Source organism: Laspinema olomoucense D3b (assembly GCF_025370785.1).
In the GTDB taxonomy this organism is placed as follows: Bacteria; Cyanobacteriota; Cyanobacteriia; order Cyanobacteriales; family Laspinemataceae; genus Laspinema; species Laspinema olomoucense.
In genome coordinates this window covers 227,221-252,587 of sequence record NZ_JAMXFA010000002.1, presented here as the reverse complement: position 1 = coordinate 252,587, position 25,367 = coordinate 227,221, and the positions used below count along the sequence as shown (strand labels likewise).

Here is a 25,367-nt window from a genome sequence, read left to right as displayed (position 1 = left end):
CATTGAGAATGAAGACAATCAGGACGAGTAAACTTCCTGATTATCTTCATTCTCATTGTCTTTTTTTTGTGTTAATTTATATCAAATTTCAATTCCCTAGGTGCACCTCTACCCTTGACTGGACCACCCAAGATAACCATTACTCACTTAAAATACAAAACCCAATGAAAACCCCACAACAGCCACGCAAATTCCGAGTTAGCCTGCTTTTTTGGACTGCATTACTGGCCCTTTCCATCGCCTTCACAATGCCTGAATCAGCCTGGGGACAACAAGTGAATGAACAGGAACTCCAAAGGATTCTCCAAACCCGACAGATTGCTCTGGATGCCTTAAATAACCGGGATTTTACAAGCATTGAACCCTATTTACATCCGTCTTTCACCATTACCACGGTGGATAACCAGGTATTCCATACCGTGAGAGAATTTGAAACCTATTGGAATGAACAATTTAACGGACCCATTGAAAGGCTGAACATGAGTTTGGAGGGGGAAACCATCCGAACTTTTTTATCTCCCGAAATAGAAGTCGCTTCCGGAGAGGCCCTCTCTACATTCTATTTCCGAGATGGAAATGAAGAAACCATGCCCCTGCGATGGACTGCTGTACTCCAAAAAGTGCAGAATACCTGGACGATTCAATCCCTTCATTTTTCGGCTAATTTCTTAGATAATCCCGTTTTAAATTATACCGAAAAACGGGGAAATTTGATAGCAGTGGGAACATCGGTGGCCGGTGTTTTGGTGGGGGCGTTGTTAATGTTTCTGTTACGACGGTACATGAGATAATAGAATCTGAATCCCTCTCTTTAAGAGCATAAATATTGGGAAAGGCTGAGACTTGTGGAAATCCCCCCAGTCCCCCTTAAGATGGTAGGGCTGTTTCATTCTCCCAGCCCAATTCATTTTTGCATTGTTCAATCGCTTTATCTGGCCGGGGATACAGCCTTATTCCCCTCCCTTGGAGGGGTGTCCCGAAGGGACGGGGTGGTTTCTTGATTGGGAAGAGACATATACTTTTGAGTAGGGTGCATAGCTCAATACTTGATTACTAGCTAGAATTTACCACCCGGCCCCTGCGGGGCACCCCTCCAAGGGAGGGGAATTTTGGAGCTTATTCCCCTCCTCTGGAGTAGGGCTGTTTCATTCTCAAGGCCAAATTATTTTTTTGCTTATTCGTAAGCTTTATCGGGCGGGTGATACAGACGTTATTTCCTAACTTTTAACCTAAAAGCAAGAAATAAGGCCGAAAACCCTTTGGCTAGAACACTTACGGTGCCAGGAAAATTTTAGAATGAAACAGCCCTAACTTTAAGAAGGGGGATTTAGAGGGATATAGAGTGGGCAACAAACTAGATTATTCCTCAAAACTGCTCCTCCTAATTTCAGGTCACTAAGCTCTTTATTTGTTTCTCAAAATGAGGCATTTTTTATTACAATTATTCTAAAAATATGCTAAATTTTTTAATTAAAAATGGATTAATTTTTGATGGCTTAGGTTCCCCTGCATTTACGGGAGATATTGGCATCAAACAAGGTCAAATTGTCGCAATTTCTCCTCATCTCTCGCTAGAAGCGGCTCAGGTTGTGGATGCTTCGGGGTTCTGGGTCACACCGGGATTTATTGACATTCATACCCACTACGATTTAGAGCTAGAAATTGCCCCGGGATTGAGTGAATCGGTTCGGCATGGGGTCACCAGTGTGGTGATTGGCAATTGCAGTTTATCTGTTGCCGTAGGGGAAGCGCAAATGTTGGCGGATATTTTTCAGCGCGTGGAAACCCTCTCCCATCGATTGATTGCTAAATGGTTAAACCAGTCGGTTTCTTGGCAAACTCCCGGGGAATATCTGCACCATTTACAACAGTTACCCCTCGGTCCTAATGTTGCGCCGATGTTAGGACATAGTGCGGTTCGCGCTCATGTGATGGGATTGGAACGGAGTCTGACGGTTGACCCTACGCCAGGGGAACTCAACCAGATGGAACTAATCGCTGAATCTGCTTTAGAAGCGGGATTTATTGGTATTTCTATTGATATGTTTCCCTGGCATCGTATGAGTGGAGAATGGCGGGGTTGTACTATCCCCTCTCAACACGCTAAACTACCGGAATATGCTTGCTTGGCTAATCTGTGTCGGCAACGGGACAGGGTATTTCAAGTCACTCCCAATTTACAGCGCTTGGCTTCTTTTTTGGATATTATTGCCCTGGGTTCGGGCATTGGTCAACCTCCTTTACGGTTGACGGTTCTTTCAGCATTGGATGCGGTACATAATCGCAATTTGTGGCGGGTTTTTTCTCCCCTTTTATGGATTTGGAATCGCCTATTGCGCGGGAATGTGCGCTTTCAAACTCTGACGGAACCGTTTACGATTTATTCTGATGGTCCGGTGACTCCTTTATTTGAAGAATTCTCTACGGGGGCACAACTGAATAGTTGTGATTCCCGAGAGGAACGACAGGAATTATGGGCATCAGAAACCTTTCGGAATCAGTTTCGTAAAGACTGGTTGAATGGATGGCGCAAATCCTTTCATCGAGACTTGAAATTGATGGAAATTTTGAGCTGTCCTGAACCGAGTTGGCAGGGGTTGAGTTTTGCAGCGATCGCGGAGAAAATGCAGCAGGACCCGGTGGATTTATTTATGGATTTGTTGCAGCGTTATGATACGGATTTGCGCTGGGTGGCGACGGGTGCAAACGATCGCCTCGAACCCCGGTTAGCAATGATGAAACATCCGGATATTTTGCCCGGGTTTACCGATGCTGGTGCTCATGTTCGGAATTTGGGCTATTATGATGGGGCTTTATCGTTGTTGAAACAAGCGGTAACGACGAATTTTATGACTCCAGAAGCGGCGATTCATCGGGTGACGGGAGAACCGGCGCAGTGGTTTCGCCTGGATGCGGGGGTGTTGAAGGTGGGTGCGAAAGCGGATTTGGTGTTACTGAATCCTCTGGGGTTGCAGGAGGCGATCGCCCCTCAAGTGGAAATATTAGACCCGATTTTAGATGGGGAACCTCGGATGGTGAAGCGGGGTTCGGATCAGATTATCCACTCAGTCTATATCAAGGGCGTTCCCGTGGTGTCTCAGGGTCAAGTGAGTTCTCGTCTGGGTTCTGAACCCCTGGGGACGGTGTTGTTTCCGTCGGTGGCAGGAAGGGAGTGATGGATCAGATGAATGGGACTCAGGGACAAAAGGTGAGAGAGTATAGGGGCGATCGCCTGGACAATGTTCCCTTTACGGAGTATTGGGATATTTTTCTGCTCAAACATCAGCATCCCATGAATGTGGCATTGCACGTTGTAGGAATTTTGATTTTTTACGGGATACTCTTTGCGGCGGTATGGTTTCAGAATTCCTGGATTTTGTTGGGGTTACCCCTCACTCAGTTGACAGGATTAATGGGTCATTTTTGGTTTGAACGCAGTGAGATACAACTCCGGGATGCAGTGTTCTCCTGGCGTGCATCTTTCTGTTTGGGTCGAATGTTATGGCGCATTCTATTGGGTAAGTATAAGGAGGATGTTCGGCAACGGGTTGAACTATCCGGTGGGGCTTCCCTGTTGAGGGTAGAGATGGAAAACTTAGAGGGAGGGAAAGAGAACCACTGAGTTTGTTATGACGAACAATCCGGGATAACCCCTGAATTGGTTATGACGAACTTTGATAAAGATTTGACGTTTTAGGGTTGATTCCGACTCGGGAGGATGAGGGTAAAGAAAAAAGTGGTCCCCCTATTGAGTTGAGAGTCTAGCCAGATTTTTCCCCCATGTCCTTCTACAATCTTTTTGCACAGACTCATGCCGATTCCGGTACCGGGATATTTATTATAAGCATGGATTCGTTTGAAGATTTCAAAAACTAGAGGATAATCTTCTTCAGCAATGCCAATGCCATTATCCTGGATTTTAAATTCCGCAAAATTATCAGGTTTGACGGTGAAAGAAATGTTAATTTCCGGAGTCAAAAGGGGACGGCGAAACTTAATGGCATTACTCAGGATATTTTGAAAAAGCTGGATCAGTTGGGTGCGATCGCCAAGGACGATGGGGAGGGGCTCGTGGGTGATACAAGCGCCACTGCCGTTGATATCGTCTTGTAAATTGGCTAAGGCTTCGGATAAAACGATTTCGCAATCAATGGGTTCAAGTTCAACATTACCCACTCGGACCCGAGAATAGGACAATAAATCCTGAATCAGTTGATTCATCCGCTGACTGGCTTTAGAAATTTCACTCAGATAATGTTCGCCCTTTTCATCGAGTAAGCTATCATATTTCCAGAGTAACATATCTGCATAGCCCATAATTAGTTGTAAGGGAGATTGTAAATCATGGGAAGCGACCCCGGCAAATTGCTCTAATTCCGTGTTGGATCTTTTTAATTCCTCATTCAGGGTTTGTAACTCCTGATTTTTTTGGTTCAGTTGGCGTTGCAGACGCTCGATGGTCAGTTGTTTATGGATTCGCGCTAGGACTTCTTCAGTTTGAAAAGGCTTGGTGATGTAGTCCGCTCCTCCGGAACTAAAGGCTTTAACTTTTGCGGTGATATCATCAAGTGCGCTGAGGAAAATGACCGGAACTTGGCAGGTAAGAGGGTTTGCCTGGAGGGATTCACACACTTCATACCCGCTTAAATCGGGCATCATGATATCTAATAAAATTAAATCCGGGACAAATTTTTTGCAAGTTGATAAAGCCATTTGTCCGTTTAATGCTTTGCGGACGTTATACCCTTTGATGACCAGCATCGAGGACAAAACTCGTAAATTATCCGGTTGGTCGTCAACAATTAAAATCACGGGTTTATTAAAGTCATCTGTAAAGGAAATCATAACTCCTCCGAGTAGGTTAAATTCATAATTTGATGAAATTGAAAATTTTCTGCTAATTTACTTAAGGCCCGACCTACTGGTTCAAAATCCGGAGGCATTTCTTCGATTAAACTTAAAATCATGTCATCGCTGCATTGAGCAGCAGCCTCATAAATTTGTTCTATCCAGTGAGTTGGCATTTGTTCTAAATAAGATTTAAGTAAATCCGGTGAAATTTCCTCGGTTTCAGTCTCTTGTTTTAGTTTTTTAAAGGGGTGAAGCTCATCGGCATAAATATAGTCCACCTTCAAATGGTATCCGATTTTTTCTAACAGTTCATCTTTTTCTAAAGGTTTGCGAAGGAAGTCATCGCATCCAGCGGCAAATACTGCCGAACGGTCCTCCTCAAACACACTGGCAGTTAGGGCTAAAATGGCGGTTGTATGACTTCGGGGAGTGGATTTAATCTGTTTGGTGGCTTCATAGCCATCCATGACAGGCATTCGGATATCCATTAAGATTAAATGCGGCTGCCACTGTAACCATTGAGCGATCGCCTCTTGTCCATTTTCAGCTTCGTGGACTTCAAATCCAATACTACCGAGGAGTTTGACGAGCAACAACCGACTTTCTAACATATCGTCCACAACGAGTATGCGTTTAGTCGGTTGATCCGGAGCTAACCCAATCACCGACCCCTTAGATTGAGTCTGAGGGACTTCACTCGGATGCACAGGTTCAACCTGAATAGCAAAGGTAAAATTACTACCCACTCCCAGGATGCTGCTCACTTGAATTTCACCCCCCATCATTCGCACAAATTGACGACTAATGGGTAAACCCAATCCCGTTCCTTGACCGGATTTGCGTCCCATTTCTGTTTGACCAAAACTTTCAAAAATCAGGTTCATGTCTTCCGGTGCAATTCCCGAACCCGTATCTTCGACTTCAAACCCGAGAAAGCAGGGACAGGAATCCCGCTGATTCAGCGATTCACAATCTCCACTGCCGTGATGAACGCGCAAGGTGATGGAACCCGTTTGGGTAAATTTAATTGCGTTCCCCAAAATGTTAATTAAAACTTGGCGCAATTTGGGTTGATCGGCGCGAATGTAGAGGGGAACATCCGAGGCAACTTCGGTGATGAGGAGGAGATTTTTTTCATGAGCTTTAAACCGCAACATATCTTCTAAATCTCGCAGCATCTGCCCCAGATCAAAGGGTTCTAATTTTAAACTTGTTCTCCCGGCTTCAATTTTTGACATTTCTAAAATGTCATTAATTAGTTCTAGTAAGTGAGAACCAGCCCGATTGATAATTTCAATTTGTTGTTGGTGTTCCGGTTGGAGGGAAGGGTCCCCAGCCATCACCTGAGCAAAGCCGAGGATCGCATTGAGTGGGGTTCTCAATTCATGGCTCATATTCGCGAGAAATTCACTTTTGGCATGGTTAGCCATTTCGGCTGCGATCGCCGCTTGTTTGAGGGCTTCTTCGCCTTGTTTGCGATCGGTGATATCACTGCCGATACCTAGAAATCCGGTAATCTGACCCATCGTATCTTGTAAGGCGGTGATCGAAAGCCATACGGGGAAGCGAGAACCATCCTTGCGGAGGTAGGTCCATTCGCGGATATCCGGGACCCCATGACGAGCATTAGCAACGATCGCATCAAATCCGGGGGCGATGGGATACCCCAACTCAGCGGTTAAGGTGTCGGCGCGTTCCTGAAGTTCTTCCCGAGTGTGGAGGATCACCACATTTGCCTGGGCAGTGACTTCTTGCGCGTTATACCCCAGTAATCGTTCAGCAGCGGCATTGAAGGTGAGAATTGTACCTTGGGGGTCTGTGGCAATAATGGTATGTTCGGCACTGTTGAGAATAGCTTGTTGCAGCCGGTTGGTTTCAATGAGTTTGGCTTGGGTCTGTTTAAGCTGAGTAATGTTGCTGGCAGTACCCGTAATCCCGATTACAAAACCCCCTTCATCCCGCAAGGGAATCGCATTGAGCATCATGTAAATCGGAGTTCCGGCTTGGGTGATATGAGTGGTCTCATATTGAGAAATTTCTTGTTCTTCTAGGAGGATTTGGCGGAAAAATTGCTGATCCTGAGCCCATCGACTCGGATGAATCAACTCCGTAAACGATCGCCCGAGCGCCTCCGAGGGGCTATATCCATAAATATCTCGAACTGCCGCATTCACAAAGGTAATCCGTCCTTTGGTATCGATGGTCCAAATTAAGTCTTGGGAGGTTTCTACCAGGTTGCGATATTTGCTTTCACTGGTTTTTAGGGCAGTTTCGGTGAGAATTCTGGCGTTAATTTCTTGTTGAAGTTGCTGGTTTTTTTGGTTGAGTTTGGCGCGCGCTTGTTTTTCCCGCTTCAGAAAATTGGCTTGGGCGATCGCAATGCCCACTTGAGCGGCAATGGTTTCAATCAGCTCGATTTCTCCCCCACTCCATTCCCGGGGGCAAGCGCAGTGATGCAAGAGCAAGGCCCCATTCGGTTGTCCTTTATAGGAGGTTCGCACTAACAGCATGGATTTGACCTGAAACTGTGGGTATTGAGCCAAAAGGGGCTGAAATAAGGGGTCTGTTTCTAGGTCATTGATGGCGACGGAGCGATCGCTTTCTAAAAATTGTTCAGTGTAGGGAGTTTTATCCAGGGGTATTTCTAACTCTGGACTCCATTGGCACCCCTGAGCAAGGGCGAAAGCAGCAATTTGCAAGGGGGGAATTCGGGATTCCAGGTAAGTATGAATTTCACAGCAACTCACCCCAAAGGCATCTCTAATTTCTTGGGCGGCAGTATCTAGCAGTTTCTCTAGCTGTAATTCCGAGCGGATTTTTTCCGTGATGCCTCGCAGCAGTTCGCTGCGGACTAATTGTTTTTCTAACTGAATTTTGACCTGTTTGCGAGTGGTAATATCTAAAATCGTGCCAAAAATTTGACTCGGTTTGCCCTCCAGGTCCCTAATCACTTCTCCTTTGGCCTCTATATAGCGAATTTCCCCATCCGGTCGCTGGATTCGGCCTTCAATTTGATAGGAACTCCCCGAGGCGATCGCCTGCTTTAAGGTTTGGGAAAACCGGCGGCGGTCCCGAGGATGAATCATCTTTAATACTTCACCGTAGCTGGGTTTCACTTTATATTTGACCCCCAGAATCCGAAACATTTCATCGGAAAGCACTAAATGTCGGGTCACCCAGTTCAATTCCCAGTTCCCAACCCCGGCAACTCGTTGGGCGGTGGCTAATGATCTTTGACTTTTTTGTAAGGAAATAATTAATCTGTCTTTTTCCCGTTCCGCTGCATTGCGTTGCTGAATTTCCCAGCTCAGTTGAAAGTTGCGTTCCCTTAATTCCCCCTCTAATTTTTGCAGTTTCACTTGATGCTCAATCCGGGCTAAGATTTCCGCTTCCTGAAACGGTTTAGTAATGTAATCCGACCCGCCCACGGCGAATCCTCTAACTTTATCAAAAGTTTCATATAAGGCACTGATAAAAATAATCGGAATATGGCGGGTTTGCTCTTGAGATTTGAGCTTTTTACAGACATCATACCCATTCAGTTCCGGCATCATGATGTCCAGTAAAATGAGGTCTGGAGTATTGACATCCACCGCCTGAAGTGCTAAAATTCCATTCGGTGCGGCGCGGACTTTATACCCATGACCTGACAGCAAATCCACTAACAGTTTTAAGTTAGCAACCGTGTCATCAACAACCAAGACTTCGCCTTTATAAGACCGCTCTCCCTCTGTTTTCATTCGTCAATACCTCGCCGATACAATCAAGATGGAAAATGGGTGGAAACTCGAAATCCCGGGTCTAGGCAGTTCGAGAAGTCCGGGAGGATTGATAGCGATCGCAGATATCCTGAATCCGCTGTGTCCTCTATCCGGACCGGATCAGCTACAGTAGGCCCTTTCTACTAACCCCTCCCCAAACTACTTCTTTAGGGTTGAGAATCCTTTGCCCTCAGTCTTTAGGCTCACTCAACCTCTTGTAAAAATCTAGCTCGATCCCCCTTTCGCTCCCTTGAGATCCCTTCCCCTCGCCCTGGGATCTCCCTCCCATTGATGGCGTGGGTTCCCCGGCCAGTCCCCCTGGGTTCCTCCTACAGTGCCCCTTAAGAAGGGGGAGGCCAGAGGAATGGGGCTTGAGAGAATGGGGCAAGAGGTTTACTCTAACACCGATTTGATCACCGTTAAGATTTGGTCAAACTCAAAATTTTGGGTCCAGTTGGTTAAGGTATTCGCAAAAGATTCATGGCGATCGCGAATGTCATCCAACAGGGACACCATTAATTCTACATCACAGGATTTCGTGGCAAGGTTGAAAGAATTCAACCAATCCCGGGGAACGTCACTCCAATCACTTTCGGTTAAAGGGACTGGGGGAAGGGCCACTGTTTGGGCCGCTGATTCGCCCGGGTCTTCATACACAAACCGCACCCCTAACTGTTGAGTCAAGCAGTCAAACAGTTCCGTATCCCGAAATGGTTTGCGGATAAATGCATCAAATCCCGAGGAAAGCCCAACGGCATTTTCCTGCTCACGATAGCTGGCGGTTAAAGCCACGATCACCGTGGCTTGGCCTTTCATAGACCCTTTAATCTGTTGAGTGGCCTCATAGCCATCCATCACCGGCATTCTTAGATCCATAAAAATTAAGTGGGGTTCCCATTCTTCCCAAAGGGCAACCGTCTCCTGACCGTTGCTACTCTCTAAGAGGTCAAATCCCAGAGGCTTCAGGCATTTAATCACAAAGGTGCGATTATCCCGGCGATCGTCGGCGATCAAAATCCGGTATTGGAGTTGGTTCGGTTCTAGGGCCACGGCCCGACGTGGCGGGGCGATCGGTTTGGACTCACTCGGGGCTGCCACCGTGGCAGGGATCTCAAAGCTAAAAGTGCTCCCTTCCCCAACCTGCGATCGCACCTGAATAGAGCCGCCCATCAACTCCACAAACTTGCGAGAAATCGATAACCCTAAGCCGGTTCCCTCTCGGGCTTCCAGTCCCGTTCTCGTTTGCACAAAAGCTTGAAACAGATGGTCTAACTCGTCCGGAGCGATCCCCGGTCCGGTATCCGACACTTCACACCGGAGGTTCAGGGTTTGATGTTCCCCGGTATCGGGGTTGGGGCAACTCGATGGCCCTTCCCCGGTTACCCCCCGCATGGTGACACCGATCCGACCCGTCTGGGTAAACTTAATCGCATTCCCGATTAGGTTAATCAGCACTTGCCGCAATTTAATCTCATCGGCCTGGATGTATTCCGGGACCTCCGGGGATCGTTCGACAACGAAGTCCAATCCTTTGCTATGGGCTTTGAGCTTAAACATGGATTGTAAATCGGTAAGGAGGTGAGAAAGATTAAAATTAGTTTCTACAATTGTAGTCCGTCCGGCCTCAATTTTTGCCAAATCCAAAATATCATTAATTAACGTTAGCAAATGCTCCCCACTGCGGTGAATAATTGCCACATTTTCTTTGAGATCCGGCGATAAAGATGCATTGGACAGGAGCAGTTGAGCAAACCCGAGAATGGCATTCAGAGGCGATCGCAATTCATGACTCATACTCGCTAGGAAAGCACTTTTGGCTTGATTAGCCCGATCAGCAGCTTCGCGGGCTTTTTCCACCTGTTGGTACAGTTCCGCTTGGTTGATGGCGATCGCCAGTTGATTGGCAATTGCTCCTAACAATTCCATCTCCGTACTATCCCAAGGCGATTCCCTTAAATTCCGCGCCAAACATAAGGCTCCCCAGACCCCCGCACCCATTTGTAAGGGTAAAATCAGCCAGTGACCGCCAAAGCTGCCGAGCAACTCCACCCGGGGATCATTGGGATGCGGTTCCCAGCCGGATAAAGCCACGGGTTTTAAGGCTTTAAGGGTCTCGGTGAAAGGGTTTCCGACATCAGGAATATCCAGATCCAGGGTACTGGGGAGGGTATCAAAGGGACGATATTCCGCCATATTCCGCCACAACGCCTCATCGGGGAAATATTGCAGAATTTTCACCATATCGGCCCCTAATAGCCGTCCGCTTTCATGGGCTGCACTAAATGAGATCGTGGTCAAGTCCAAAGAATTGCGAATACTTTGTACAAATTGGCTCAATACCTGCTCTCGTTGCATCTGCGATCGCAGAATTTGTTCCGCCTGCTTCTGGAGGCTCACATCCTGGATTTGGGCGATAAAATGTAACGGTTCCCCCTCAGTGGTGCGAACCAAGGAACCCGTCAGCAGTACCCAGACAAAATGCCCCTGTTTGTGAATGTAGCGTTTTTCTAATTGATAAGACCGGATTTCACCCCGCAGCAGTTGGGTTGCATAGTTCAAGTCCAAATCTAAATCCTTGGGATGGGTAATGGCTTGAAAGTTTAGGTTTAACAGTTCATCCTCGCCATAGCCGATAATCTCACAGACTGCCCGGTTAACTTTCAACCATCGGCCATCGAGTCCGACGATCGCCATACCAATCCCGGCATAGTCAAAGGCAGTGCGAAATCGTTCTTCACTTTCGCTCAGGGCCAGGACCGTGCGCTTACCTTCGGTAATATCGAGTACGGTTCCCCGCAGGTGGATAACCTGTCCCCTGTCATCTCGAACCGCTTCCCCTCGCGCTTCTAAGTATCGGCAGATGCGATCGCCCTGGATAATCCGCAGGTCGATTTTATAGGAAATTCCCTTAAGTACAGCCTCCTTGAGATTCTCTTGCAGTTGGACTCGATCCTCGGGATGAATGGCATTAAAATGCGCCTGATAGGCCGATTCCGGGTAAGCTGGATCGACCCCAAACATCTGGAACCATTCCTCTGAGGCCGTGAGTTGCTCGCTCTTGAGGTCCAGTTCCCATCTGCCAATATGGGCGATTCGTTGTGCTTCGCGCAATGCCGCCTCACTCTGACGGAGTTTGGCTTCAATTCGCTGGCGATCGGTAATATCATGGACGGTGCCAATCCACTTTACCAATGTTCCTGCCCTATCAAAAACGGGTTCGCCGCGCACTTCTATTTCTCGAATTTCCCCAGTGGGGCGCTCAACCTGCTGGTTCAATTCCCAGGATTCACCGCACCTCAATTTGTCTTGAATTTCCCGCTGTTCCAACCAGGGAGTTTGGGGATGAATCCGGGGGTGAATAGGTTCGAGGGAGGGTGGGATCGGACTAGGTTCTAATCCATAAATCCGATAGAGTTCTTCAGACCACAGGGTGCTTTGATTCACCGGATCAAATTCCCAGCTGCCAATATGAGCAATTTCCTGAGCTTTGGCTAAATTGGCTTCGCTGTGGCGCAGTTTCTCTTGCGCTTCTCTGGATTCGGTGATATCTCGGGCGGTTGCATAAATGAGATGACCCACGGGAAATGAGCGCCATTCTATCCATCGATAAGAGCCGTTTTTATGGCGATAGCGATTGACAAAGTTGATCACATCTTGTCCATCCAAAAGTTTATTCATCTCGGTGTCGGTTTGGTTGAGGTCATCGGGATGGATTAACTCATAAATTCGCATTTTTTCTAATTCGGCGACGGTGTAGCCGAGGGCTTTTTCCCAGCCCAAACTCACTCGACGTAAGTAGCCTTCCACATCACCAATGCAGAGTAAATCTAAGGCCAGGGTAAAGAAGCGATCAATTTCTTCCGTTTTTTGCTGGAGGTTGAGTTCCAGTTGTTTTCTCAGGGTAATATTTTGAATTTGCTTGATGGTATAAAGGGGCTGTTTGTCGCGATCGCGCACGAGGGAAACGCTCAATAATCCCCAGATAATTTTCCCAGTTTTATGCTGGTAGCGTTTTTCCAGATGGTAATAATAAATTTCCCCTTGTACCAGTTCCTCCAGGTGACTCAAGTCACTTTCGAGGTCTTCGACATAGGTAATATCTTGAATGGTGAGGGTTAATAATTCTGATTTAGAATACCCTAACATTTGACAAACGGCGGTATTGACATCTAATAACTGCCCATTCAAAGCAACCAAACACATTCCTACTGCCGCACTTTCAAAGGAGTTTCTAAACCGTTCTTCGCTTTCGCGTAATGCCTCAGTGCGTTCCGCTACTTGCAATTCTAAGCTGTGGTTATAGTCGGCTCTGAGTTTCTCGGCTTGTTTGCGATCGCTAATATCGGTAAAGGCATTAATCGCATAAATAACCTGGCCGCTTTCATCAAAAATAGGCGTGGAATACACCTGGATCGGAATCCTTCCCCCTGCGCGTTCAATTTCTAAATCTTCTGCCATCACCGCTTCCCCTTGCAGCGCCCGGATGCCCGGGAGTTCTTCCTGGGGATACAGGCGATCGCTACCGGAGAGATAAACCTGATAAACCGTGGAGAGTTCTTCTAGGGAGAGGGGCGGCGGGATTGGTCCTAGCAATTGCTGTCCCGCCCGATTCATATAATGATATTTTCCGGCGGGATCTAGGGCCGCAATTCCAATGGGAAGCGCTTCTAAAAATTGATTAAATTTGCTTTCACTTTGGCGCAGGGAAGTATAGAGTTTGGCATTTTCCAAAGAGATTGCCGCCTGGACCGATAAAAATTTTAAAACTTCCAGGCGATCGCGGGGAAATGCTCCGGAAATGAGATTATTCTCCAGATAGATAATCCCACTGAGTTTAGCCCGGTCTAAAATGGGCATACAGAGGATGGACTTGGGTTGCTGGGCGCGAATATAGCGATCTCCTTGAAATGGCCCCTCCACTGTAGCATCGTTTAGAGCCACAGTCTCCCGCGTGCGGATCACATAGCGGACGATCGCAGCGGATAGCCAGTCCTGATCCTCCGTACCCTCTCCTACCGCCTTCAAGGGGATTCCCGGTTGACTCGTTACCAGTTTTTCATCAATGGCAGCTTGAACAATCCATTCCCCGTTTTCTTCTCCGATTAAATAGCCTTTTTGTGCCCCGGCATTTTCAATCAGAATTTTCATTAATGCCCCCAGCAGCTTTTCGATTTCTATTTCCCGCGTCAGGGCAGCTGAGGATTTTAAAACACTGACTAAATCCAACACCACTTCGGCTTTACTGCTGGTGGAGTGAATAGTTTCTGACTGAGTTTCCGCCAGATTCTCTGATCCCCTCTCCTTTTGGGGTTTGTCCAACCATTGGGAATATTGAACGCTTAATTGTTGAACTTTTGCGCCTCCTTGCCATTGTTGATAAAGGGCATAAGCTTGTTGGATGTACAGTTCAGCAATTTGGCTCATTCCCCGGTGATAATAGAACTCCCCGGCCAACTCATAAGCTAAAGCTTCTTCCTGGATAAAATGATGCTCCCTAGCCCCGACAATGGCCCGCTCATATAATTCCGCCGCTTGCCAATTCTGACCGAGAATCCGGGCTTTTTCGGCTTCGACTAAATCATATTTATGTTGATAGGTCATCGGTCCCGAGTTCGCCCATTCTAGGAGGCGAATTTGATGGGTTTCCACTCGGCGAAGGAAGTCCTGTTGCTGAGGTTCTTCCAGGGACGAATATAATGCTAATCGGGCCAGGGAATCATAAAAGGGCAGTTGACCCAAGGGCATCAAGGAGGCGATCGCCGCTTCATATTGGGCGGCGATAGTCAGACTCTCCACCGCTTTTGGCCCGTCTTTTAAATAATAACTGAGCATCCCTTGGGCCAGATGGAAGCAAAATAAAGACGTATCACTATTATTTTGCCTTAAAAATTGCAAGTCTTGGTTATCATCAAAAACTTCCCCATTTAAACGCCCCACTTCCCCGGCATTTCCCTGGAGATTTAACGCCAACTGCAACCAAATTTTAGTATAGTAGCGTTGAATATCCTGCCGGTGCTTTTCGATAATTTGCAAAGATTCTTGGTGTTTTTGGATGACCTTTTCTAAGGGTTCCCCACTCAGCAATGAATAACAACTATATTGCATGGTTGCATAACAGGTATATTCTAAATCCCCAGTTTCCAAACCGAGACGCACTGTAGCCCTTAAACCGGCGATCGCCGCTGGGAGGGGTTCTTTCCAATGTCGGATAAAACCATTAAAAATATGATGAACTTTACAGCGACTTTCCGCACTCTCAAACTGCTTTAATAATTCCAAAGCAATCTGCCCTAACTGATACCCTCGTTCTATCTCTCCTGTACCACAAAGATTAAACCCATAATAGGCATAAGCAAAGGCAGCCAAGGGCGAATTTCCATATTCCAGGGAAAGCTTAACCATCGTCAAGGCCATTCTGGAGACCCATTCCGGCGTCACAATGATAGCCGTCCCCCAGACGCTCATTAAAATCTGCATCGCCGCTAATTTATCCGGTTCTTCCATCAAAGGAAGACGGGATAATTCCGCCAGATCCCACTGAATTGATCCGGATTCAGCCAGGGGAACCCCCAACATTTGCAAAACTATTAAACTGGTATCAACGGCTTTTTGAAGCTGGTTAATTGCACTATACAGTTGAATCAAAATTTGATAAACCTTGACCCGTTCTAAAAGAGTTCGGCCCTGGTTGAGGACCACCGCTGCCAGGGCTTCAACTTCAGGATAATGAGTGGTTAAATATTCCGCTTCTACGGCTTCCAGATGAAGCTGGAGGGTCAGGTCATAATGGGTCTGCCAACTCTGGGGCGGTAATAGGCTCAAACCGGACTTGAAATACTGGGTAGCCAGACTATAAGCGCTGCCTAATTTGGCTTTTTTACCGGCCCATAAATTGAGGTAAGCTAGGTCTATTCTCTCCGTTTTGTCCGTCATCAACTCGCTGCCCTGATTGAGATGATTAACCCTAATAAATAGGGTTTCCGGTAAGGAAGCGGATGGGTCATCCAGGGAGAGTTGCAACGGATTCACGTTATCCTGTAGCAAGCGACCTATTTCTAAGTGTCTCGCGGGCCGTTGGGCTTCGGGAATTAAAGAGTAGGCCGCTTGTTGAACCCGGTCATGCAAAAATTTAAACTTAATTTTCTCGCTGTCAATTTTGGGAAGCAACGGCAACAGTTTATAATTTTCATTTAAGGGAATCACCAATCCACTTTGCAGGGCTGCAAATAACTGGTTTAATACGACTTCCGGCTGCGATCGCGCAATTCGGCTTAAGGTTTCCAAATCAAAGGGACTGCCAATACAAGCGGCAAGCTGTAAGATGGTTTGGGTTTCCGGGCTAAATTTAACCAGTTGACTCGCCATTAAAACTACTACATTATCCGTAATCTCTCGGGCTTCTATTTCGGCTAAATTCCAGGTCCAATTTTGGCGATCGCTGCTTAAAAAAATCAACCTTTCCTGATAAAGGGAATTCAAAAATTCTAAGGTAAAAAATGCATTACCCCCAGTTTTTTCAGAGACTAACTCGGCTAAGGGTTGCACCAAGGATTGAGGGGAATGCAATGTGGCTGCTATTAAGTCCGCCACATCAGAAGAAGTCAGATTGTCCAGGGCGATTGTAATTAAGTTGGGGAATTCTGTTTCCAAATGTGCCTTCGTCATCATCAAAGGATGAGTTCCATCGACTTCGTTATCCCGATAGGCCCCAATCACCAACAAAAATTGCAAATCGCGATCGCTTAAAATCGCCTCCAACAGGGTTAAAGAAGCCAGATCTGACCACTGGAGATCATCGAGAAAAATCACCAGTGGATGTTCGCGATCGCACAGGGCTTTTAAAAAGTTTTGAACCACCCAATGCAGCCGATTTTGGGCTTCTTGTCCCCCCAAATCCCCCACAGGAGGTTGAGGTCCGATAATTTTTTCTAAATTCGGAATCATCTCAATTAAAACCTGCCCTGTATGACCTAGGGCGGCTAAAATGCGACTGCGCCATTGTTCAAAGACAGCTTCCGGTTCCCCTAAAATAAAATTACAAAACTCATTGAAGGCTTGAATCAGCCCTAAATAAGGAATATTTCTTTGGTATTGGTCAAATTTTCCCGCAATAAAGTTACCCCGTTTACCGGCGATCGGTTTATGAACTTCTCGAACTAAAGCGGATTTACCAACCCCCGCATATCCCGCCACAAGAATCAGTTCCCGATTCCCCTCGGCAGTGCGCTCAAAGGCTTCCAATAAGGTCTGAATTTGAGCTTCCCGCCCATACAACTGTTGGGGTAATTGAAATCGGTTTGAACGGTCCTGCTGTCCCAGGGAAAAGGTTTTAATCGTTTTGTTAGTCTGAAGCTGGCGCAGACATTCTTCTAAATCCGCCTTCAATCCCCCTCCCGATTGATAGCGATCTTCAGCATTTTTGGCCATTAATTTGGCAATTAAGTTGGACACAGTGGCGGGTATTTGGGGTAGAATAGTCTTCAGAGAAATCGGCGGTTTGGCAATATGACTATGAACCCATTCCATCGGATCCTCACTCTGGAAAGGTAAGATGCCGCTTAAGAGATAGTAAAAGGTGACCCCCAGGGAATAAAAATCGGTGCGATAGTCAATGCAGCGATTCATGCGCCCGGTTTGTTCCGGGGACATATAGGATAAAGTGCCTTCGAGACGATTGGCATTTTGAAAACTCGGATTTTCCTGGGATAACACTGCTGAAATCCCAAAATCAATAATTTTGACTTGTCCAGTCTGGGGATTTAAGACAATGTTACTGGGGTTAATGTCTTTATGAATGATGTTATGCTCGTGAATTTGTGAGAGAATTTCAGTGATGGCAATGGCCAAGTTAAAAAAATCTTTCAGTTCCAGTTTTCCGGCAATTTTTAACCGATTTAAGGATTCAGCCCCAAAATCTTCTATGAGAAAAAAGGGGCTACTTCCCTCGCTGCTGAACTCATAAACTCGTGGGATTCCGGCTAAATTGAGCGATCGCGTTACTTCATATTCCCGCCAAAACCACCCCAATCGTTCTGGGGAAAAATAAGCCTTTCTCAGCATTTTCAAAATCACGGCTTGTCCCGAAGCTGTAAGATAGCCGCGATAGACTTCAGAATTACTGCTTTCGTAAAGTTTTTGGGTTAAACGAACGTCTGAAAGGGTAATCATTAAACCTCGATGTCCAGCAAAAAAAATTGATTGAGTTCTGAGCAAATTCCACCGGCGATCGCTTGGATGAGGTCGGTACAGTAGAAGGAAGACCCTGGGGTTTCTTGACCCCTGCTTTAGTCATTCAGACTCCAGACAGGGGGACGGTCAAACCCGGTTTTTGGGCTATAAAATCTCATACTGTACTGATCCAACAATTTGGGCGATCGCACTGAGCTAATCGGGTTCCCCCCCCGAGCATTGACTCGGAGTTAGGGCCGTTTAATGTTCCCTCCACCGTGGAGCCTTGTTCTGAAACTGGACTGCGCCCTTAACTAAAGTAGGGATAGAAGGTACTTTTCATCTACTACCCCACCCACAGATAGGGTTATTTCCCCATGAAAAGCCCCAGTCCTTTACGAAGTTGGCTTGCACAAGTTCTTAAGCAACTCTCCCCTGATTCATTCAAGTCCCTGGATGAATCACGGGTATATTAACCGGAGGAAATATCATACAACGGTCCCCAGGGATAAATTCCGCCTCTCTACAGGAAAGTCAAGCCTCCTGTTTCCCGACGGAGTTATTACTATCCCCTGCATTGTTTCTTCCCCGAGGGCATGGGGTGAAACAATGAAGGCGACTGCCTCCCTGAATTGAGTTAGCAACGGAATCGGCTTAGAAATCCGCACCGATTGGGCTGGATATCTTGTTCTTGACAGAGTAAGATTCTAAACGTATAATTTTTTGTTGGTCATAAGTTACCTGGGGTTTGCTTACACAGATGAAGCATAATATGGGTATCTTAATTATAACCATGAGTGTTCCTTCCTGAATAAAAGAAGTTGCCCAACCTGACTTCCCCTAACGGGCAACAAAGCCCCTACAAAACTCTGGATTTGCGGCCTATGAGTAAATAACCCGCTGAAGTTTGTGCAGATGAGGTCAGGACCCGGGGAGTTTTAGCAGGTCAGGACTCTGTAACCCTCTGAAGGGTTACCCTCGGGAAGAGACAACTGAAGAGGCTATCCCAAAAAAGTAAAGAAATTATAAAGACCGTCTTGGTAACTCCCCAGAAGAAGATCACCCTGATCCGCCTATTCCCAGCCCAGCATGGTAGAGATCGTCTGGGATAGGGTGAGAGAATTGAAGGGTTTAGAAATAGCACCGGCGACTTTTAACTGCTCAAGCTGATGCTGTGTAAACCAAAGTGCTTTGGCTGTCAATAAAACGACCGGAATTGACCTGGATAAGGGGTTTCCTTTGAGGCGCTCCAGAAAAGCAAAGCCATCCATTCCTGGCATAGAAATATCCAGCACGATCGCATCGGGTTGCTCCGTGGCAGCCAGCTTTAAGCCATGTTGAGCCGAGGGCGCTAATAACACTCGCCATCCCCCGAGGTCTTCTAAGCAGATTTGCACTACCTCTCGAACGGTAATTTCATCATCCACCACTAAGATTAGTTTATCATTCATAGCCACCTCTAAGTCACATAAACATTAGGGAAATGGCACTCAACCGGGTTTAAACGGGGCGACGAGGGGCGACATTTTCCAACTGGATGGAATTGGATAAAACCCTTTGGGTTTTCCCCATTCTTTTCTATTTACTGTGTTACCCCTGAAACATTTTCTTTGGGTATTATATCCTAATCCTAATGCAGCCTAGGGAATGGACTAGAGTGCCTTCCCCCTTCCCGGAAAGATTCTCTATGATCCTGGAGAATTTGTCAATGACTGAATTTTATCAACCTAAGTTGATGCCGGGATCACTAACCCTGAGTTTAATCCGGGTTTGCCCTTTGAAAGTCATCATTTGTAGACAAAAACCCAGGTTCTTAAAGCGCAGAGGATCGCCCCTCCCCGGAATTCATTCACCGTTGAGCCGGTGAGTATAAGCGTTTTAAATCACCCTGTTAAGGGGAATTTATCAATCACCCTACCTGCTGTGACGGGACCTCCTCGGAGTCGGCCCTCGCTCAAAGGAATTCAGATCGGTGACAGAAGGGCAAAGAGTGCAGAAATTTGGTCAAAAAACCCGGGTTCTACGCCCTCTATCCCAGTCCTTCCCCGGGTCCCTTTCTAACCGCTCAAAACCGGCCAATATTGCGATCGATTTTAACCGCCTTGCTTTAAATTCAATTATTAGACTTCTGGCAAAATTCTTTAAAGCCGATTGGCATTTTAAAGGGGGGGAAAGGGGGATCAATCCTTTTTTTTGCAAGAGGTCTATTTAATATCAACTCGGTTGGATTACCCTAAAAATTTCTTTCTTCCTCTTCTCCCCCGTACAGCCCTAAAAAAATGGATTATTCTCCCTCTCCTTTTAGGAGAGGGCATTCGGAGAGGTGGTTTGGGGGGAAAGGAGGTTAGGTCAGTGTAGGGGAGCGAGCAAACCGGATATAAATAAGGTTTTGGGAATAGAGGATGAGCATTGAAGTTAAGAATTTCATAGACAAAGATTGTGGGCCTCAAGTGCTTTCAATCAACCTAAGCGTTGTCTATTAATGTTTAAATTATCCCATCAACATGAAGAAACGATAAAGAAACTTCAGGTCAAAAACTTGGACGGGTCAGACCGGATTCTCCCTTCAACTGGGAGGATCGGGTAGGGTAAAGTAAAAGGTACTTCCCTGACCGAGGGTACTTTCGACCCATAAGCGGCCTCCATGTTGATGGATGATGCGCTGACAAATGGTCAATCCTAAACCTGTTCCCCCTTTTTGCCGGGAGTCGGAGGCATCTACCTGCTGGAAGGGGTTAAAAATCATCTCTAGTTTATCCGGTGGAATTCCTCGACCGGAATCTCGGACGGCGAATAGAACCCCTTGCCATTGGGGTTGAACGGTGAGGGTAATGATACTTTGAGGGGGAGAAAATTTAATGGCATTACTGAGCAAATTAGTCAAAACTTGCTGAAGGGCATCGGGAGAGGCCCAGACGGTGGCGGTAACGGGGGGTAAGGAGAAGCGGACTCCTTCCTTGTCGGCGATCGCCTGAACACCTTCTACCGCTTGGGCGATCGCCTTGGCCGCATCACAGCGGTTCTTCACTAATTCCAGACGACCGGACTCCAGACGTTCTAAATCCAGGATATCATTAACCAGACGCACCAAGCGATCGCTGTCGGTGAGGGCAATTTCTAGCATTCGCTGGACGCGATCAGGCTTATTTTGATAAATCCCACTGGCCAAAAGGCCGATCGCCCCGCGAATCGAAGTGAGAGGTGTGCGAATTTCGTGAGAAACAATTGAGATAAATTCATTTTTCATCCGCTCAATTTGATGGCGATCGCTAATGTCCCGGGTGATCGTGGAAATCCCGATAATCTTTCCCTGGCCATCTTTCACCGGAGAAATCGTCAAGGCCACATGAATCGGAGTATCATTCTTTCGCATCCGCACAGTTTCAAACTGTTGCACCGATTCACCCTCGGCAATTTTCTGCAGCAGAGTGGTTTCCTCTTGGTGGCGATCGGGTGGTACGATCAGGGAGAAGATCGACTGACCGATCGCCTCGGCTGGAGAGTAGCCAAATAACCTTTGGGCACTGGCATTCCAACTCACCACTATCCCCTCCAGGGTTTTGCTCAAAATTGCATCCTCAGAATCCTCAACGATCGCCGCCAGTTGCGATAAAGCCGCTTCGGTGCGTTTGCGATCGCTAATATCTCGCAAAATTGCCGTAAAAATTTGTTCCCCATCAATCTCCAACTTAGAAATCGAAGCTTCGGCGGGAAACTCCGTCCCATCAGAACGAAGGGCAATGATTTCAGTCCGGTCTCCCCTGGAGGAAGTTTGACCCGAGGTTTTGCTAAAATACTCCACGAAGAAACGGTGATTGCATTCATTGTCCCTCGGCATTAGCAGGTCCAGGGGTTGACCTAGAACCTGGGCTGCATCATAGCCAAAAATGCGTTCGGCACCTTGATTAAATAAAGTAATTCGTTGGTGAGCATCCACGGAAATGATGCCATCTGGGGCAATTTCCACCAGCCCAGCTAATCGCGCTTGGGAAGCTTGGAGCGCTCGTTCTGCGGTTTTGCGATCGGTGATATCCGTTGCCAGTCCCGCCACTTTCACTAATTTTCCGGCCTGATCCCGAATGGGAAAAGCGCGAGAGTGAATCCAGCGCAGGGAACCATCGGGGCGCAAGATCCGATACTCTTGGTCATATTCCCCGTTTAAATATTTTTGACTCATCCCCTGTTCGACGCGGGGACGGTCTTCGGGATGAATTGCATCCAGCCAGTCGTAGGGATTGTGATACAGTGTTTCACAACTGCGACCCCACATTGTCTCATAAGCTGGATTGATATAGAGCAATTCTTGGCGCTTGAGATCTGCACTCCAGAAGATCTCTCGGATATTTTCCGCCAACTGACGGAAGCGAAACTCACTTTCGCGCAGGTCCGCTTCGGCTTGTTGGCGACGGGTAATATTGTTGTTAATTTCCAGAACTTGCAGGGGTTCTTGAAATTCATTATACTGCAAGACCCAGCGCGAAGCCACGATCAAGGGGGTGCCGTGGGGTGGGGTATGGGTAATTTCCCCTTCCCAGTATCCCACACTCAGGAGTTCGGCTTCGATTTCAGCCCGGGGTTGGGGAAATTGGGAGGCGAGGATTTGGTCATACATTTGCCCGATCGCCTCGGATTTGGAAATGGCATACATTCGTTCTGCACCCCGGTTCCAGAAGGTGATTCGACCGTTGAGGTCTCGGGTAAGGATGGTATCGTGAGCTAACTCTAACAACTGGGCTTGTTGTTGCAGGAGTTGCTCAGTCTGCTGACGTTCGCTCAGTTCCTGTTGCAGGCGATCGGTGAGGGCCCTGAGTTGTGCGGTCCGTTCGGCGACTCGGGTTTCGAGTTCCAGATTGGTTTGTTGCAGCAAAGCTTCGGTTTGTTTGCGATCGGTAATATCCGTTGCCATACTAATGGCAACTCGCCGCCCATCGGCGAGGGTTCCCAGGGTGGCACAGGTAAACTGCCAGGTCCGGTGTTGCCCAGTTTTGGTGGTGATGGTGTATTCTGCAGTGCAGATGATCTGTTCCTGCAAATCGTAGAGCTCGGCAATGGCAGTTTGCACTTCTTGGGAGCAGTCGGGATGAGCTTGCCGAGCCCAGTCGGCGATGGTGGGAATATCACTATGATGATATCCGGTGAGATCGGTCCAGGCTTTGTTGATTTGGATGATTTCCCCATTTTGGGTATGGATCATCAGGGGAAGGGGGGCGAGATTTAGGATATTCCGAACCCGATTTTCATGAGCCGATAAGGGGATTGAGGCTAGGGATTCCTGCGGCATGAGGGTCTCCCCGCCCAGGCGATGAACTTCCTGGCGAAGTTCTTGGAGTTCGGCAATCAGTTGTGCTTGGCTTTTATCCCAGTCGGAAATGCCCTTCATGGCTGCTGTTCTTTTGTTTTGTGTTTGAGAGCTTCCAGTTGTTGCCGAAAGCGATCGCGTTCGATCCGGCTGGTAATGCGCGTGACTAATTCGGGCCCTACAATCGGTTTGCCAATAAAATCATCGGCCCCTACGGCAAATACCTGGCGCAGGGATTGAGCATCGGTGTGAGCGGTGACGACTAAAATCGGCAGGTCCCCCCAGTTTGGATCTTGTCGAACGACTTGACAGAGGTCAATGCCATTAAATTTTGGCATTTCTAGATCCAAAATCAGCAGGTGTGGGGCAACAGCGGTCAAAATCTCCCAAAATTTTTCAGGATTGTCTAGGGTGGTGACTTCGAGTCCCCAGGGTTGCAGGAGTTCTTTCATCACGGCGAGGGCTGCTCCGTCGTCATCGACGATCAGGACCTTGGCTTCTGGGGTGGCTGTGGGCGGCAGGACTTGGGCGATCGCTTTTAAAATTTGGTCGCTGGAGGCAGGTTTGAGCAAAAATCCCCGTCCTCCACAGCGCGAAACGGCGACGCGATCGGCGAGGTTATCCAGGGTGCTAAAAACTAGAATCGGTAGGGTGGGAAATTGGTGGGCGACTTCCTGCAACCATCGCAGTCCGGCTTTTTCCCCGGGGGAGGTGCTGGTTTCGGGACAGGCGATATCCAGGAGAATCAGGTCCGGGGTTGTCCGGGCGATCGCTTGACGCGCGGAGGTGAGGGTGAAGGCGCTTTCTACCCCTATTCCTAAGTTAGCAGCTTGGGCGTTGAGGGCAGTGGCGATCGCGCGATCGGGATCAACGACCAGCAGGGTCCGTGCTTTGGCCGGGGAGGGGACTTCTAGGCTGCTCTCGGTGGGGGGTTTGGTCAGTTCTTCGCTTAACCCTCGGGTTAGTTGCTCTAACTGGTCCGTTTCGGAAGTCCCTAGGGGGGTTGATGACATCAGCAGGTATTCAATTTTCCGCGCCAGGTTGGAGCCTTCTAAATATCCGAAGGGACCCAAGGACCCGGCCAGTTTATGGGCTTCCTGGATGGCTTGTTGCTGGAGTTTATCGGTGAGTTTTCCCGCAGCTAGAGCGTTGTAGGCTTGCCTTAATAGGGCAATTTGTTCGTTTAACCGGGGTCGATATTTTTCCAGAATTTGGCCGATGGAGGCGATCGCTTGTAATTTTTTGGCCGGGGTAGGAGTCTTCTGCTTTCGGGCTGTTTCACCTTCGGGGGTCTCGGGATTTTGCTCCGTGGCGGGTTTGAGTCGATACCCGAGCCCGTACACGGTTTCAATGGGATCTTTGTCAAGGCCGATCGCTTTGAATTTCTGCCGCAGGTCTTTAATATGAACGGTAACCGCATTTTCCGTGGGGGAATCATCAAAGGACCAGAGGCGATCGATAATGGCGCTGCGACTAAACACCCGTTGCGGATTTCTCAAAAATAGTTCCAAGAGCTTATATTCCGTCGCTGTCACCCCCAAAGATTGCCCATTCCAGGTGACTTCCCCAGAGACTGGGTTCAAGCACAAGTCTAACCAAGTTAGGGTCTCGGTCACTGGGGCCGCCCCCCGGCGTAGCAAGGCCCGAATCCGCGCCATCAGTTCCGAGAGATTATAGGGTTTGACTACATAATCATCCGCCCCCGCATCCAACCCGGTGACAATATCCTGGGGAGAATCCTTCGCCGTCAGCAGCAGGATGGGTTTTTGATAGCCTTGTTCCCGCAGTTTCCGGCACAAGCTGATTCCATCCAGTTTGGGAATTACTAAGTCGAGTAAAATTAGGTCGCATTCCAACATCGTTGCCAGTTCCAGGGCCGTTTCCCCATCGGCTGCCGCTTCTACGCTATAGTTTTGCTTTCTCAAGGCAACGGAAAGCGCGGCACTGGCGGGTTCATCATCTTCAACTAGAATTATTTTCATGACTCTGAGGATTTGTATCAGTTGCTATCTCATGGGATTCCGGGTTCAGCTTCTCCTCATGCGAGTGGTCTGGATATAGGGCCGGTGGTTTTGTTTGAGACCAATTTTACTCCAGGGGTGACCGCGCTTTTGCTCCACTTTACAAAAAGTATAATTTCCGTCGCTTCGTCTTTTGGGGATTTCCCGCTGAACAGCGGTGGCAGTCCCTGGCTAATCTGAATTAGAATGGCGGCAGTCTATCTCGATGTTTTCCCGCTCTGGGCATTCACGTTAAACCGCTCGATCGCGCCTTTCAACTCTACCAGA

9 protein-coding genes are annotated in these 25,367 nt (G+C 47.7%); 3 read left to right on the top strand and 6 right to left on the bottom strand.

Translation table 11 applies throughout. From position 1 onward, the window contains the following. Positions 1 to 164: 164 nt before the first annotated feature. From NG792_RS02225 to NG792_RS02215, 3 genes are all read left to right on the top strand, one after another. A complete protein-coding gene (locus tag NG792_RS02225; RefSeq protein WP_261234349.1) occupies positions 165 to 791 on the top strand; it encodes a YybH family protein in 627 nt (208 codons plus the stop codon). Between the two features lie 663 nt (positions 792 to 1,454). Next, the gene (locus tag NG792_RS02220; protein WP_261234348.1) at positions 1,455 to 3,176 is read left to right on the top strand and encodes an N-acyl-D-amino-acid deacylase family protein; all 1,722 of its coding nucleotides are present in this window, start codon (positions 1,455 to 1,457) and stop codon (positions 3,174 to 3,176) included. Continuing rightward, on the top strand, positions 3,176 to 3,622 hold the full coding sequence (locus tag NG792_RS02215; RefSeq protein ID WP_261200255.1) for a DUF962 domain-containing protein: 447 nt from the start codon (positions 3,176 to 3,178) through the stop codon (positions 3,620 to 3,622). The genes NG792_RS02220 and NG792_RS02215 overlap by 1 nt, the downstream gene beginning before the upstream one ends. A gap of 71 nt (positions 3,623 to 3,693) precedes the next feature. Here NG792_RS02215 and NG792_RS02210 read toward each other — a convergent pair whose 3' ends face one another. The 6 genes from NG792_RS02210 to NG792_RS02185 form a co-directional block, all read right to left on the bottom strand. Next, positions 3,694 to 4,845 (bottom strand): response regulator, encoded by a 1,152-nt coding sequence (locus tag NG792_RS02210; RefSeq protein WP_261234347.1) that lies wholly within the window; start codon positions 4,843 to 4,845, stop codon positions 3,694 to 3,696. Beyond that, positions 4,842 to 8,591, bottom strand: coding sequence for a PAS domain S-box protein (locus NG792_RS02205; protein ID WP_261234346.1), 3,750 nt, complete (start codon positions 8,589 to 8,591; stop codon positions 4,842 to 4,844). Before NG792_RS02205 ends, NG792_RS02210 begins: the two co-directional genes overlap by 4 nt. 414 nt (positions 8,592 to 9,005) lie before the next feature. Beyond that, a complete protein-coding gene (locus NG792_RS02200) occupies positions 9,006 to 17,780 on the bottom strand; it encodes a PAS domain S-box protein (RefSeq protein WP_261234345.1) in 8,775 nt (2,924 codons plus the stop codon). A gap of 1,073 nt (positions 17,781 to 18,853) precedes the next feature. Beyond that, a complete protein-coding gene (locus NG792_RS02195; RefSeq protein ID WP_261234344.1) occupies positions 18,854 to 19,231 on the bottom strand; it encodes a response regulator in 378 nt (125 codons plus the stop codon). A gap of 1,115 nt (positions 19,232 to 20,346) precedes the next feature. Next, a complete protein-coding gene (locus NG792_RS02190; protein ID WP_261234343.1) occupies positions 20,347 to 23,160 on the bottom strand; it encodes a PAS domain-containing sensor histidine kinase in 2,814 nt (937 codons plus the stop codon). Continuing rightward, positions 23,157 to 25,061 (bottom strand): response regulator, encoded by a 1,905-nt coding sequence (locus NG792_RS02185; protein WP_261200261.1) that lies wholly within the window; start codon positions 25,059 to 25,061, stop codon positions 23,157 to 23,159. Before NG792_RS02185 ends, NG792_RS02190 begins: the two co-directional genes overlap by 4 nt. Positions 25,062 to 25,367 lie beyond the last annotated feature (306 nt).